The organism is Chryseobacterium elymi, assembly GCF_003385495.1.
Classification (GTDB): domain Bacteria; phylum Bacteroidota; class Bacteroidia; order Flavobacteriales; family Weeksellaceae; genus Chryseobacterium; species Chryseobacterium elymi.
In genome coordinates this window covers 1-13,420 of the sequence record NZ_QNUH01000010.1, presented here as the reverse complement: position 1 = coordinate 13,420, position 13,420 = coordinate 1, and the positions used below count along the sequence as shown (strand labels likewise).

Below are 13,420 nucleotides of genomic sequence, written 5' to 3'. Positions count from 1 at the left end.
AAATTATTTTGATATTCCAGGCAAGTCGGAGAATTGTCCTGAAGTCCTTATTAAAGTTGTTCGCAAGGGTCCACCTATTTCTTCTGGAGACATATTTTGCGCCGTAAAATCCTATCTTCATTTACTGCAGTTGTTTTAAACTGATACTTCCTCCTATTTTTTTTCGTAAAGTTTCAGTTATAAAATTCTATAATGAATATAAAAAGTTTCATATTATGCGTAAGTGCATTATTATGCGCATTATCATGTGGTAAAAACAATCCCAATAAAAATAAAAACACTAAGGAAGTCCCCGTTCTTGAGGTAAAACAAAAAGATACACTGATCAGCAATCAGTTTGTTACCGATATACAGGCCAAAAGAAATGTTGAAATCCGCTCCAGAATTGACGGCATCATTCAACATATTTATGTGAATGAAGGACAGTTTGTAAAAAAAGGGCAGTCGCTCTTCAAGATCAATGATGCTGAGTTGCAGATGGATCTGTTGAAGGCTGAGGCCAGGTTTAAACAGACAAAAGCTGACCTTCGGATCGCTGAGGTTGAACTCAGACAGATTGAAAGTTTATATGCCAAAAAGTTTGTTGCTGCTAACGAGTTTGAGCTTGCTAAAGCCAGGCTGGCATCGGCCCGGGCAAAATGTTCTTTTGCCGAGGCTGAAAAAAAAGCGGTTGTTCAGCAGATTAATTTTACATTGATTACAGCACCATTCGACGGTGTGATCGATGTCATTCCCCATAAAAGCGGAAGTTTGGTCAATAACGGAACACTTCTGACGACACTCTCGCAACTGGATGAGGTATATGCTTACTTCTCTATTCCTGAAAATAAATACTTTGAGCTTTTAGCAAGCGATAAATTAGGAAAGCATCAGAAGATTGAGCTTACCCTTCCTAACGGAACAAACTATCAGTTTAACGGTACCTTAAAATCTGCTGAAAGCGAGATTGACCGTGCTACCGGATCCATCAGATATAAGGTGCTTTTTCCAAACCCACAACATATAATCAAACATGGGACTTCCGGTAAGCTGACCATTTCGGATGTTCAGAATAATGCACTTCTCATTCCACAAAAATCAACCTTTTCAATTCAGGATAAAACCTACATATTTTTGGTGGATAAGAATAATAAGGTAAAGATGACCAATATTAAAGTCGGTCCGGCCATAAAGAATTCATATCTGGTTGAAAGTGGTATCAAAAAGGGAGATCTGATTATTTATGAGGGAGCGCAGTCTCTTAAAGACGGTGATATGATCAAAATTAAAGACAGATTATAATTCTTAAATAGTTGATTATGGTAGAGATATTTATAAAGCGAAAAGTACTTTCGTTGGTGATTTCCATTGTCTTTGTTTTGATAGGAATTATGGCGCTGACTAAGATGCCTATCACCCAGTTTCCTGACATCGTTCCACCTTCAGTAACCGTTACAGCAAAATATACAGGGGCTAACGCCGAAGTTTCAGCAGATGCGGTTGCTCTACCCCTGGAGCGTGCTATTAATGGTGTACCGGGAATGACCTATATGTCAACCGTTACTTCAAATGATGGACTGACAGTTATACAGGTCTTTTTTGAAGTGGGTACTGATCCGGATTTGGCTGCAGTGAATGTACAGAACCGGGTAACTACAATTCTTGATGAACTTCCTGAGGAAGTAATCCGGGCCGGGGTGACTACTGAAAAGGAGGTAAACAGTATGCTGATGTACCTCAATATTACCAGCAGCGATCCTAGCCAGGATGAGCAGTTTATTTACAACTTTACAGATATTAATATTCTTCAGGAACTCAAGCGCCTGGATGGAGTGGGGAGAGCAGAGATTATGGGGCAGAAGGAATATTCCATGAGGGTCTGGCTTGATCCCCAGAAAATGGCGGCGTATAATATTTCCACGGAAGAAGTAATCAGTTCCCTGCAGAAACAGAATATTTCGGCAGCTCCGGGAAAGGTAGGAGAATCCTCCGGTAAAAAGGCAGGCCAGATTCAGTATGTTGTAAAATACAGAGGAAAGTTTTTTGAGCCTCAGCAATATGAAGAAATTCCCGTTAGGGCGGATGAAGAAGGAACGATATTAAAACTGAAAGATATCGCAAAAGTTGAATTTGGAGCGATGACTTATGGAATGGTTTCGAAAACCGATGGAAGGCCGTCAGCATCAATCATGATGAAACAAAGACCGGGATCTAATGCCTCTGAGGTTATCCAGAATGTCAAAAATAAAATGGCGGAACTGAAAGAAGGCTCGTTCCCACCGGGGATGGATTATAACCTTGCGTATGATGTTTCAAGGTTTCTGGATGCTTCTATCCATGCTGTTTTAAAGACCCTTATCGAAGCCTTTATTCTGGTGGCGATAGTTGTTTTTCTTTTCCTTCAGGACTGGCGTTCTACGCTTATTCCGGTGCTCGCTATTCCGGTGGCTTTGGTGGGTACATTTGCTTTTATGGATATGCTGGGTTTTTCACTTAATCTGTTGACTTTATTTGCGCTGGTTCTGTCTATTGGTATTGTTGTAGATAATGCCATTGTTGTCGTTGAAGCTGTTCATGTCAAAATGGAAGAAGGACATATGCCTTTTGAAGCCACGATAATGGCAGCTAAAGAAATATCGGGTGCAGTAGTAGCTATAACCTTGGTCATGTCGGCGGTTTTTATTCCTGTAGCATTCCTGGATGGCCCTGTAGGAGTATTTTACCGGCAGTTTTCGCTTACTTTGGCAATCAGTATCGTGATTTCCGGTATTAATGCATTAACCCTTACTCCAGCTTTATGTGCACTCATATTGAAGCCTCATGATGATCATCGTAAGAAAGGTTTACTGGATCGTTTTTTCAGTGTATTTAATACCATTCTTGACAGAGTTACCAACGGTTATGTAAAAGTCCTGTCAAAATTTGCCACCCGGACGACAGTGACTTTCGGACTCCTGACTTTATTCATACTACTAACGGGACTGACATCAAAATTTCTGGCATCGGGATTCATTCCTATGGAAGATCAAGGGATGGCGTATATCAGTGTTACCACTCCCCAGGGAGCGACGGTAGAAAGAACCGAAAAGGTACTTGATGAAATTACCAGTATCGCTAAAAAGATGGATGGAGTAGAAAATGTAACAACTCTTGCAGGATATAATGTGGTCACTGAAATTGCGGGGTCATCATATGGAATGGCGATGATTAATCTTAAAGACTGGAAAGAAAGAAGTGTATCTGTGGATGACTTTATTAAAGAATTAAATGAGAAAACGAATGGGATTGCCGATGCGGAAATTGAAGCTTTTGCGCCCCCAACAGTTCCGGGATTTGGGAATACCAGCGGCTTTGAACTTCGCCTCTTGGACAGAACCGGCGGAAGTATTGAAAATATGGATCAAGTAACCAAGGATTTTGTTAAGAAACTGAATGATGCTCCTGAGCTTAAGAACAGCTTTACCAGCTTTGATGCTACTTTTCCGCAGTATATGGTGAATATCGATTATGATATGGCGGCGAAGAAAGGAATTTCAGCGGATAATGCAATGTCCACTTTACAAACTTTGCTGGGATCCTATTATGCTACCAATTTCATCCGGTTCAGGCAGATGTATAAAGTTATGGTTCAGGCAGGGCCTGAATTCCGCGATACTCCGGAGAGTATATTGAACCTATTTTTAAAAAATGACAAAGGTGAAATGGTACCTTTTTCAACCTTTATAACAATTGAAAGAGTATATGGACCCGAGGTGCTTACGCGGTATAATATGTATATGTCTGCAATGATCAATGGAGAGGCCGCTGAGGGCTTTAGTTCAGGTGACGCTATTGCTGCAGTAGATAAAATAGCAAAAGAAACTCTTCCTAAAGGCTTCGATATTGAATGGTCGGGTATGACCCGTGAAGAGATCTTATCAGGAAATCAAACGGTTTATATTTTCCTGGTCTGCCTGATTTTCGTCTACCTTTTACTGGCAGCACAATATGAGAGTTTTCTGCTTCCTATGCCGGTGCTGTTAAGTTTACCAACGGGAATTTTCGGTTCTTATATCGCTCTGCTGGTTTGTGGTCTTGACAACAATATTTATGCTCAGGTGGCATTGGTAATGCTGATAGGGCTGCTTGCCAAAAATGCGATCTTAATTGTGGAGTTTGCCATTGCAAGTTACAAGGAGGGAAACAGCATTATTTCAGCTGCTATAGAAGGAGCAAGACAGCGTCTTCGTCCCATTCTGATGACCTCTTTCGCTTTTATCGCAGGATTGATTCCATTATGTGTAGCATCGGGTGCCGGAGCTGTCGGGAACCGTTCTATTGGAACTGCAGCAGCAGGAGGGATGTTAATCGGTACAGTCTTCGGTCTTATCATCATTCCTGGCCTTTACATTTTCTTTGCAACCCTTGAAAACAGAAAAAAAGCATGAAACGAATTCAATTAAAACTTATATTTTGGAGTATCACAGGATTGCTCATGACATCCTGTGCTGTTCCTAAAGTAGCTTCTATGAAGGAAGTTGATAAATTGCCGGATTCCGTTGCAGCTGATTCTGCTACCGGCAGATCGGAATTTTCAGGAATAGATCTGAAAGGTTATTTTACGGATCCCCATTTATTATATCTTTTCGAAGAGGTAAAAAAAGCCAATCCCGATTTTAAAATAGCCCAGCAAAGAGTAGAAATAGCCAACAGCTTTTTAAAGCGGTCAAAAACAGAATTACTACCCTCTCTGGAAGTCGGAGTTCAGGTTTCCGGCGACCGGTATGGGAAATATACAATGGAAGGGGTTGGGAATTATGATACCAATCTTTCCTCCAATATCACTGAAGAACAAAAAATCAATACTTCCTTTACTCCGAATTACTGGATGGGCGCCAGAAGCAGCTGGGAAATTGATGCCTGGGGAAAACTAAAAAATAAGAAACTTTCAGCTCAGAACAAATTTCTTGCTTCAACAGAAGGTTTGAAGCTTCTTCAGACCGATCTTTTTACGGATATCGCCAATTTATATTATGATCTGATTGCTTTAGACAAGCGGTTAAAAATCTACCGGGATAATTACAATCTTCAGAAGCGTGCCTTTGAAATTATCAAAGCACAGCGTGAAGTTGGTAAGGTAACTGAACTGGCTGTACAGCAGTTTAAGGCGCAGAACAATAACTGGCTGGCAGAAATTGAACATATTAAAGTAGAAATAGTCACCGTGAAGCAAGCCATATCAACCTTAACAGGGGTATATGGTGGCGATGTACAGAGAGGTGATACTCTTCTGCCTACGAATTTCAATATTCTGAATTCCAATATCAATCTTGATAAGATAATCCATTCCAGACCGGATGTGATTTCAAACTACTATTATCTTAAGGCTTCACATGCCGATGCCAGGGCTGCAAGAGCTGCTTTTTATCCTAAAATTGATATTGGAGCAGGATTAGGAATCAATTCCTTTTCTGCCGAAACACTTTTCAAACCAGCCTCTTTGGCTGGACAGATTTTAGGAGGATTGATAGTCCCTGTTTTTAACAAAGGCCAGCTGCAATATAAATTTAAAGTTGCTGGCATAGGACAGGAAATTGCATTTCTGAATTACCAGAAGAGTGTTACTACTGCCTTTAATGAGTTGCAGTCTATTCTGAAACAGACTCAAATATTTCATAAAGTTTTAGAACTTAAAGAAGAGGAAGTCAATTATCTTGATAAGGGAATAGAGGTATCTAACGACTTGTATATTACGGGTTATGCGAACTACTTTGAACTGATCAATGCTCAGAAGAGCAAGCTGCAAGCCGAGCTTGATCTTTTGAAATTTCAACATGAAAATACCAGAAACAATGTATTGCTATTTAAAGCGTTAGCAGGTAAATTACAATGATATGTTAGTTAGTTGATTTTATATGTTAGTAAGGCTGTCTCAGAAATGGGACGGCTTTTTTGTTTACAGGGGAAAAAATTGTATTCTTTAACACTTTTTTAATCTCTATTATTTGTAATCATTTTGAAGTTTACTTACATTTGTGCCTGTAATGAAAGGGAAATTCTATCAATATCTATACAGTTTGTTATTTGCTCTGTTAACCGTCTTAGGATGGTACTATGGGCAACTTCAACAGTACGTATCTGTAGAGGATAATGAGTTAGGTTTTCATTTTTGTAGTACATGCGATAAAAGTTCTGAGAAATCATTCGTATTGATTAAAGAGCATGAAGGTCAGGATTTATATAATGAAGTCATCTTGACTTTTTACGATTAAGAATAGTTCGATAACTATCCGTCCAAGCATTTGTTCTTTCGATCGAATATCGTTCTCTATAAAGCTTTTTATCTAATATACGCTCAGTGTATTGGCTATTATTTCTTCTGTTATATGCTATATTAGGAATTATTTCTTTTTGTTCGCAAGCCAAAAGTAGATCTACAGAATCAAAACCTGCATCGGCATTCATAAAAAGACCTTTTACGGAAATTGATGCTGATTCAAGGGTATCCGTTATTTCTTCAAATTGAAGCTTGATATTATAGAAATCATTATGGTTACCTGATACAGGTGAAGACATTGCTATAGGGAGACCCTGTCTGTCAGTTAGGTAATTGGTTCGATATTTCCTGAAAAATTGCAATTTTCAAAAAATCATTATCGAACCACCCGACCCAATGTTTTGCTCTCCTATATATATCAGATAAACAATGAGTTAGGTGCGTAAAAAAACCGGAGAGAAAGTGAATTATCACCTCTTTCCGGTCTTGTACCCAGGACCGGGATCGAACCGGTACTCCTAAGAACTGGTGTTTGAGACCAGCGCGTCTACCAATTCCGCCACCTGGGCAAGTGTTAAATTGGTGTGCAAATATATAAACTTTTTTTAATGTTCAAAAGCTTTTTAAGGGAAAAATTTTAAAACTCTATCTCCAGACCATCATAGGCCAGATGCATTCCCTCAGGAAGATCCTTATTTTCAATATCATGCAGTCCGAGATGGTGGCTGATGTGAGTTAAAAATAATTTTTTAGGCTTAAGCTCCTTGAACAGGGCAATAGCGTCAGGAAGAATAAAATGGGCAGGATGCGGATCGAATTTTCTGATGCAGTTCAAAACCAACACATCCAAATTTTGCAGCTTCTCCTTTTCTGTATCCGAAATAAAATTGGCATCCGTAATGTAGGCAAGGTTTTTAAATTTATATCCAAAGACCGTAATTTCATAATGGATCACTTCAACAGGCGTGATTTCGGTATCTAAAACGTGGAAAGGTTTATTTTCAATTTCATGAAGATCAAAAGCCGGTGCTCCTGGATATCTTATATCAGCGAAGGCATAAGGAAAACGGTTTTTAATTTCATTTCCAACTCTTTGGTAGCAGTAAATCGGCATGTTTTTTCCGCTTTTAAAAATCAGCGGACGCATATCATCAAGCCCAATCACATGGTCGTTGTGTTCATGGGTAAGAAGAGCAATATCTACAGTATTTTCGTGGTTGAGAAGCATCTGTTCCCTGAAATCCGGTCCGCAGTCGATCAGTATTTTTTTACTTTCCTCAGTAGTAATTATTACTGAAGAGCGGAAACGCCTGTCTTTGGGATTTTTGGAAGTGCATACCTCGCATGTACAGCCTATAACGGGCACACCCTGGGAAGTACCGGTTCCTAAAAATTTCAACTTCATTTTCTTTTGAGGTTGGTTTAATTTTGGTAAATTTACGAAAAATTTCACGTCCTAATGTATCAGAAACTAACTCCTAAACAAAAAGCATTAACAATTAATCTAGATCCTACTATTTATGGTACTTTCGCAGAAATTGGAGCAGGGCAGGAGACTGTTCGTCACTTTTTTAGAGCAGGAGGGGCTTCCGGTACAATTGCTAAGGCGATGTCTGCTTATGACAAAGATTTTAGTGATGCCATTTACGGAAAAGAAGCAAAAAACAGGTATGTTACTCAAAACAGACTTCGTAAAATGCTCCGTTATGAAGTTGCTTTAATTGAAGAAAGAATTTCAAGGGAAAACAATCCCAACAGAAAATTTTTCTCTTATGCAAATACGGTAACTACCATTAATTTCGACAAAACGCTTAAAGGCCACGGATGGGTAGGAATCCGTTTCCAGACAAAGGAAAACGAAGATTACAATGAGATCGTGATCCACGTAAAATTTAAGGAAAATGATGCTACATTACAGCAGGAAACCTTAGGAAACCTTGGAGTAAACCTTATTTTCGGAGCTTTTCATTACTACGACAATCCTAGAAATTTAATCGAATCTTTATACGATGACATTGCAAAAGACGGTCTTGAAATTGATATGATTGATTTCAGCGGTCCTGCTTTTGACTATGTTGATAATAGGCTCATGTCGCTGCAGCTTGTGAAGCATGGAATGACAGATGCGGTGATTTTCAATTCTCAGGGAAGCAATATGCTGCCTGCCGATGTTTTATATAAGAAAAATATATTTGCAGTAAGAGGGAGTTTCAGGCCCGTAACGAAGGTGAATATCGATATGCTTAAAAACGGTCTTGAGATGTTTCAGAAAGACGCAATCTGTACCCATGAAGAAACAGAAGTGCTTATTGAGATCACCATTTCAAACCTTCGGGCGGATGGAGATATTGATGAGAGAGATTTTATGGACAGGGTGGATATTCTCGGTAAACTGGGATATACCGTTATTATTTCCAACTTCTCGGAATACTACAGGCTGATCGATTATTTTGCATCTTATACGAGCGGAGATATTGGTGTTGCAATGGGTGTTAATAACCTTCTGATGGTATTTGACGAGAAATATTACAAAGACCTTTCGGGTGGAATTCTTGAAGCATTTGGAAAATTCTTCAGAAACGGAATGAGGGTGTATCTTTACCCTTACAAAGATCCTGAAACCCATGAATTGCTGGATTCTTCAAATCTTAAAGTAGAAGAAAACCTAAAAGAGCTTTACAAATATTTCAAGCACAACAACCGTATTGTAGATATTACCAATCATAATCCCGAGTTCCTGGAAATTTATTCCAGAGAAATCTTAAGAAAAATTGCATGCTGCGTTAAAGGCTGGGAAAACCAGGTTCCTGAAGGTGTGGCAGAAATGATAAAAGAACGCGGAATGTTCGGCTATAAAGAAGAACTTTCCTTCAAACAATTCTCCTAAAACAAAATAAAATGTCAGAAATAAAGAAAAGACTTTCTTCCATTCTTGAAAGTCCAAAACATAATACAGAAGAAAAGCTTGAGAAGGTGTGTCACCTGTTGGATCAGGAAATCTCTTACTTCAACTGGACAGGATTCTACTTTAAAAACGGGGATAAAGATGAGCTAAAACTCGGTCCTTACGTAGGAGCACCTACCGATCATACCATCATTCCTTACGGAAAAGGGATCTGCGGACAGGTTGCTGTTTCCAATGAGACATTTGTAGTTCCGGATGTTCATCAGGAAAGCAATTATCTGAGCTGCTCTATTGATACGAAAGCTGAGATTGTGGTACCGATTTTCAAAGATGGTCAGAATGTGGGTCAGATTGATATCGATTCCCATACTGTAGACCCATTTACTGCTCAGGACCGTGAACTTTTGGAATGGCTTTGTAATGAGGTGTCAAAGATTTTGTAATTGAAATTTCAATTCCACAGATAAAATACAAGCTCCGATGTAAATTGGGGCTTTTTTGTTGCATTTAAATACAATTGGTGGCTGAGATTCCCGAAGCCATCAAATTGATTGGTTCAAGAGATTGTTGAGAAATGTGGATATTCTTTTTGACCACCCCGTCAAAAATTCTTTGAATTTTCGCCACCCCTCCAGAGGAGGGGAATTCTGAACCCTCAGACGAATTTTTGCCCGTATGAAAATCAAAGATTTTCAGAGAACTTAAGTGCTCTTCTATGCAGCTTTTATTACAACTTATAAAAAACTTAAGTGTTTAAAACTTTTACCCCTTTTGTGATTAAAATTAACGCTGCATGGCATGAATTTCAGCTAGTAATTCTTTAAAATAATCCCCGCATTTTGCAATATGCGTTCCGTACCATGAAAATGCTTCTCCATCCACAATCATGATTTTTTTATCATGATAAAAGGCCTTCATCTCTTCAATATGTTTTTCTTTGAAAGGGAAAGGCTCCGAAGAAAGCATAATGACTTCCGCTTCAGCAAGATCTTCTATTTCAATCTCAGGATAACGGGTTCTGTTCTTAAAAATATTTTCAAAACCAATCTCCGACAGGATTCTGTGTATAAAAGTATCTGAACCGATGGTCATATAAGGATTTTTCCAGATGAGGTAAGCTGCTTTTACTGGTGAATCGAGTTTTGCCAGTTCCAGAACTTCATAAATCTTGAGATTGAACTGTTGTGCCCTTTCTTCTTTGTTAAAAAGATTTCCGAGTGTTTTAAGAAGGTAATAATTATCTTCAACGGTCTCCACATTAGTTACGGTGACTTTAAAATCGCCCATCAGTGCTTCTACCTGCTCTTTGATATTTTCCTCTTTATTGGCCAGAATGAGATCCGGCTGCAGTGCTTTGATCTTATCAATATTGATGTTTTTTGTTCCGCCGATAACAGGAACGTTCTTCACTGTGTTTTCAGGGTGGATACAGAATTTTGTCCTGCCGATCACTTCATTTTCAGTAAGGCCAAGATCAAATAACGCCTCTGTAATAGAGGGGACTAAAGAAACAACTTTCATATTCAGACTTTGTCTGCCTAAATTACAAAAGTTTTCCTGTCAGGAAAAGTCCGGCTACAGAAAAATAAATAATAAGTCCGGTGACATCCACCAGAGTTGCGACAAATGGGGCGGAAGAAGTGGCAGGGTCGAGGTTCAGTTTTTTCAGGATAAAAGGAACCATGGATCCTGAGAGCGTCCCCCAAAGAACAATCAGCACTAGAGAAACCCCAACACTTAAGCCTACATAAGGCCAGTACATTCCATAATTGAAGAATCCTGCTTCATGCCATACCATAATCCTTAAAAAGCCGATAACACCAAGAATACCGCCTAGCGCGAGCCCGGTAAAGATCTCTTTTTTCATCACATACCACCAGTCTTTCAGACCGATTTCCTGAAGAGCCATAGCCCGGATAATAAGGGTTGCTGCCTGGGAACCGGAATTTCCTCCACTGGAAATAATTAACGGCACAAATAAGGCCAGTACAACAGCTTTCTGAATTTCATCTTCAAAATAACCCATCGCGGAAGCAGTCAGCATTTCCGAAAAGAAAAGAATAATCAGCCACGTACCCCTCTTTTTGATCATCTCCATGAGCGAAGTCTGCGTGTAAGGATCATCTAAGGCCTCAAGACCCCCGAATTTCTGAATATCTTCCGTATTCTGCTGTTCGATCTGGTCAAGAATATCATCAATAGTTACAATACCTACAAGGACACCGGCTTCTGTAATGATGGGAAGGGCAGTCCGGTCATATTTTTCAAAATACGTTACTGCATCTTCTTTTGAAGTAGTTGTCATTATTGCTACGAAATGATTGTCAGTCATATCCGAGATCAGAGTATCCTCTTCTGCCAAAAGCAGGCTTCCTAAGGCAATATCATCAATCAGACGGTTTCTTTCATCCACCACATACAGGTGGTTCATGGTTTCCACTCTTTTTCCGACCTTTTTGATCTGCTGAAGACATCTTTTTACCGTCCATTCTTTACGGATCTGGATATAATAAGGTGTCATCAGACGGGCAATAGAGTCTGAGTCATAGCCCAGAAGCTTCAGGGCAATCCTTCTTTCCTGAGGATTAAGATGATTGATGGAATACTTGATCAACTCGTCCGGAAAGTCCTCAAAAAGAGAAGTTCTGTCATCCGGAGTCATTCCGTTCAGAATTTCGGAAACTTCTTCGCTTCCGATACTTCTGATAGTTTCTTCCTGGAAATCAGGATCAAGATGGGAAAAAACTTCCGCTTTATATTCTTTCGGAACTTTTAAAAATGCCAAAAGCCTCTCATCAGCAGGAAGGCTGCTAAGAGTTTCGGCGATATCGGCAGGATTAAAGATAAGTTCGTCTCTGGAATTCAAAACGTGAATTTTTTTTGGATATGCAAAAATAATTCAAAAATTTAAGACTATGAAGGAAAGCAGCAAAATTAAGGATTAATTAAAGCTTAAAATCAATTAGAATATTTTTTGGAAACAAAAAACACCCGCCGGAGCGGATGTTCAAAAATTAAATTTAATTCATAAATACCTATATTATTCAAGAATAGGTCCGCATAAAGGGTAGGGAGAAGGCATACACATGCCTCCGTCACAGCATTCTCCAAATCCACACTGTGTGTGGTTCTGGCATTTCTTGCCCAGTCCGCTGCCGTTGATCGTCAGCTGTTCTTTTCTGGTGAGTTTTTTTATATTTTTCATGGATATTCTGTATTAAGTAAAAACTGATTTATTCTTCAATACAGTCATATTCCATACACACTCCCCAGCAGCAGAAACCAATAAAACATGGTCTGGTTGCGCTGCATCTTTCAATAGCTCCTCCGTTGATTTTTCTTTGTTGTTCTCTGTTGAGTTTCTTTAAATTTTTCATGATAAATATTTTTTAGTTCAATAAAAGATAAGATTCTTAGAATTCAATACATGCTTGTGGGCTACATACTCCATCACAACACCATCCAACGGTGCATGGTCTGGTTAAGCTGCATCTTGCGATAGTTCCGCCATTGATCTGGCTTTGCTGCTCTCTGTTTAGTTTCTTTAGATTTTTCATATCAATAGATTTAATCATTAAGATAAAAGATCTAATACTTAAAGCTCAGGATCAATACATGCATAAGGTGAGCATACTCCGTTGCAGCACCATCCTATAGAGCAGGGTCTGTTGGTATTGTTACATCTGTTAATAGCACCTCCATTAATTTGTTTCTGTTGCTCTCTGTTGAGCTTCTTTAAATTTTTCATATTATATAAGTTTTAATTTGTAAAACTAAAATAGTAAAAAATATCATATTATTCACTATATGATGATAATATTTAACTAATAATCAGTTTGTTCTGGATGTTTCTCTGTTTTTATTAAAAAGTGTAAATAGAAAAAAACGTTGGGGAAGTGAATTGTGAATGGTCAATTTTGCTACGCAAGTGAATCGTTAGTTCTGAAATTAATTATGTGCTAAAAAATTGATAGCGGAGCAAAATTGATCAATGACCATTAAAAACAGTATTGATTTGTGAATAGTGAATTGTTAATGGTGAACCTTAACAGTTTAACACATCAATTGACTATTGACTTGCGCAGCAAAATTCACAATTGACCATTAGAAATATAGTTTGTGAATAGTGAATCGCCAATGAGTGAATTTTTTGATTGTAATAATTGACAATTGACTTGCGAAGCAAAATTCACAATTGACCATTAGAAATATAGTTTGTGAATTGCGAATCGCCAATGGGTGATTTTTTTGATCGTAATAATTGAGAATTGACTTGCGAA

13 protein-coding genes and 1 tRNA gene are annotated in these 13,420 nt (G+C 38.7%); 5 read left to right on the top strand and 9 right to left on the bottom strand.

The genetic code is table 11. The features are described 5' to 3' along the window. Positions 1–192 precede the first annotated feature (192 nt). Genes DRF60_RS12620 through DRF60_RS12610 form a run of 3 tightly spaced genes read left to right on the top strand, consistent with a single transcriptional unit; the run spans position 193 to position 5,851 of the window. The gene (locus DRF60_RS12620; RefSeq protein ID WP_116012398.1) at positions 193–1,281 is read left to right on the top strand and encodes an efflux RND transporter periplasmic adaptor subunit; all 1,089 of its coding nucleotides are present in this window, start codon (positions 193–195) and stop codon (positions 1,279–1,281) included. A 17-nt stretch (positions 1,282–1,298) separates the two neighbouring features. Further along, positions 1,299–4,406, top strand: a complete 3,108-nt coding sequence (locus DRF60_RS12615; protein WP_116012397.1) for an efflux RND transporter permease subunit — start codon at positions 1,299–1,301, stop codon at positions 4,404–4,406. Continuing rightward, entirely contained in the window at positions 4,403–5,851 is a 1,449-nt protein-coding gene (locus DRF60_RS12610) for a TolC family protein (RefSeq protein ID WP_116012396.1), read from the top strand. The genes DRF60_RS12615 and DRF60_RS12610 overlap by 4 nt, the downstream gene beginning before the upstream one ends. Positions 5,852–6,207: 356 nt before the next feature. Here DRF60_RS12610 and DRF60_RS12600 read toward each other — a convergent pair whose 3' ends face one another. The 3 genes from DRF60_RS12600 to DRF60_RS12590 all read right to left on the bottom strand — a co-directional run bounded on the left by DRF60_RS12600 (position 6,208) and on the right by DRF60_RS12590 (position 7,640). Then, a complete protein-coding gene (locus DRF60_RS12600) occupies positions 6,208–6,534 on the bottom strand; it encodes a hypothetical protein (RefSeq protein ID WP_123902680.1) in 327 nt (108 codons plus the stop codon). Between the two features lie 190 nt (positions 6,535–6,724). Continuing rightward, positions 6,725–6,804, bottom strand: a tRNA-Leu gene (locus DRF60_RS12595). Between the two features lie 68 nt (positions 6,805–6,872). Further along, positions 6,873–7,640, bottom strand: coding sequence for an MBL fold metallo-hydrolase (locus DRF60_RS12590; protein ID WP_116012393.1), 768 nt, complete (start codon positions 7,638–7,640; stop codon positions 6,873–6,875). A 54-nt stretch (positions 7,641–7,694) separates the two neighbouring features. Here DRF60_RS12590 and DRF60_RS12585 point away from each other — a divergent pair, with 54 nt between their 5' ends. Then, positions 7,695–9,122 (top strand): TonB-dependent receptor, encoded by a 1,428-nt coding sequence (locus tag DRF60_RS12585; protein ID WP_116012392.1) that lies wholly within the window; start codon positions 7,695–7,697, stop codon positions 9,120–9,122. A gap of 11 nt (positions 9,123–9,133) precedes the next feature. Next, entirely contained in the window at positions 9,134–9,583 is a 450-nt protein-coding gene (locus DRF60_RS12580; protein WP_111956090.1) for a GAF domain-containing protein, read from the top strand. 340 nt (positions 9,584–9,923) lie between these two features. On the opposite strand, the gene DRF60_RS12575 is transcribed toward DRF60_RS12580, so the two are convergent. The 6 genes from DRF60_RS12575 to DRF60_RS21150 all read right to left on the bottom strand — a co-directional run bounded on the left by DRF60_RS12575 (position 9,924) and on the right by DRF60_RS21150 (position 12,888). Further along, positions 9,924–10,661: an ABC transporter substrate-binding protein gene (locus DRF60_RS12575; RefSeq protein WP_116012391.1), complete on the bottom strand. Its 738-nt coding sequence runs from the start codon at positions 10,659–10,661 to the stop codon at positions 9,924–9,926. A 22-nt stretch (positions 10,662–10,683) separates the two neighbouring features. Then, the gene (gene mgtE, locus DRF60_RS12570; protein ID WP_116012390.1) at positions 10,684–12,006 is read right to left on the bottom strand and encodes a magnesium transporter; all 1,323 of its coding nucleotides are present in this window, start codon (positions 12,004–12,006) and stop codon (positions 10,684–10,686) included. A 174-nt stretch (positions 12,007–12,180) separates the two neighbouring features. Then, a complete protein-coding gene (locus DRF60_RS21165; RefSeq protein ID WP_157967961.1) occupies positions 12,181–12,345 on the bottom strand; it encodes a hypothetical protein in 165 nt (54 codons plus the stop codon). 28 nt (positions 12,346–12,373) lie between these two features. Beyond that, complete coding sequence (locus DRF60_RS21160) at positions 12,374–12,517, bottom strand: bacteriocin-like protein (protein ID WP_157967960.1); 144 nt, start codon at positions 12,515–12,517, stop codon at positions 12,374–12,376. A gap of 36 nt (positions 12,518–12,553) precedes the next feature. Next, a complete protein-coding gene (locus DRF60_RS21155) occupies positions 12,554–12,697 on the bottom strand; it encodes a bacteriocin-like protein (protein WP_157963374.1) in 144 nt (47 codons plus the stop codon). Positions 12,698–12,735: 38 nt separating this feature from the next. Next, positions 12,736–12,888, bottom strand: coding sequence for a bacteriocin-like protein (locus tag DRF60_RS21150; RefSeq protein ID WP_156122694.1), 153 nt, complete (start codon positions 12,886–12,888; stop codon positions 12,736–12,738). Positions 12,889–13,420: the final 532 nt, after the last annotated feature.

Excerpts from the sequence above, each read along its gene's own strand:
- DRF60_RS12620 (WP_116012398.1), top strand. The coding sequence starts at position 193 with ATGAATATAAAAAGTTTCATATTATGCGTAAGTGCATTATTATGCGCA.
- DRF60_RS12615 (WP_116012397.1), top strand. The coding sequence starts at position 1,299 with ATGGTAGAGATATTTATAAAGCGAAAAGTACTTTCGTTGGTGATTTCC.
- DRF60_RS12610 (WP_116012396.1), top strand. The coding sequence starts at position 4,403 with ATGAAACGAATTCAATTAAAACTTATATTTTGGAGTATCACAGGATTG.
- DRF60_RS12600 (WP_123902680.1), bottom strand. The coding sequence starts at position 6,534 with ATGTCTTCACCTGTATCAGGTAACCATAATGATTTCTATAATATCAAG.
- DRF60_RS12590 (WP_116012393.1), bottom strand. The coding sequence starts at position 7,640 with ATGAAGTTGAAATTTTTAGGAACCGGTACTTCCCAGGGTGTGCCCGTT.
- DRF60_RS12585 (WP_116012392.1), top strand. The coding sequence starts at position 7,695 with ATGTATCAGAAACTAACTCCTAAACAAAAAGCATTAACAATTAATCTA.
- DRF60_RS12580 (WP_111956090.1), top strand. The coding sequence starts at position 9,134 with ATGTCAGAAATAAAGAAAAGACTTTCTTCCATTCTTGAAAGTCCAAAA.
- DRF60_RS12575 (WP_116012391.1), bottom strand. The coding sequence starts at position 10,661 with ATGAAAGTTGTTTCTTTAGTCCCCTCTATTACAGAGGCGTTATTTGAT.
- DRF60_RS21165 (WP_157967961.1), bottom strand. The coding sequence starts at position 12,345 with ATGAAAAATATAAAAAAACTCACCAGAAAAGAACAGCTGACGATCAAC.
- DRF60_RS21160 (WP_157967960.1), bottom strand. The coding sequence starts at position 12,517 with ATGAAAAATTTAAAGAAACTCAACAGAGAACAACAAAGAAAAATCAAC.
- DRF60_RS21155 (WP_157963374.1), bottom strand. The coding sequence starts at position 12,697 with ATGAAAAATCTAAAGAAACTAAACAGAGAGCAGCAAAGCCAGATCAAT.
- DRF60_RS21150 (WP_156122694.1), bottom strand. The coding sequence starts at position 12,888 with ATGAAAAATTTAAAGAAGCTCAACAGAGAGCAACAGAAACAAATTAAT.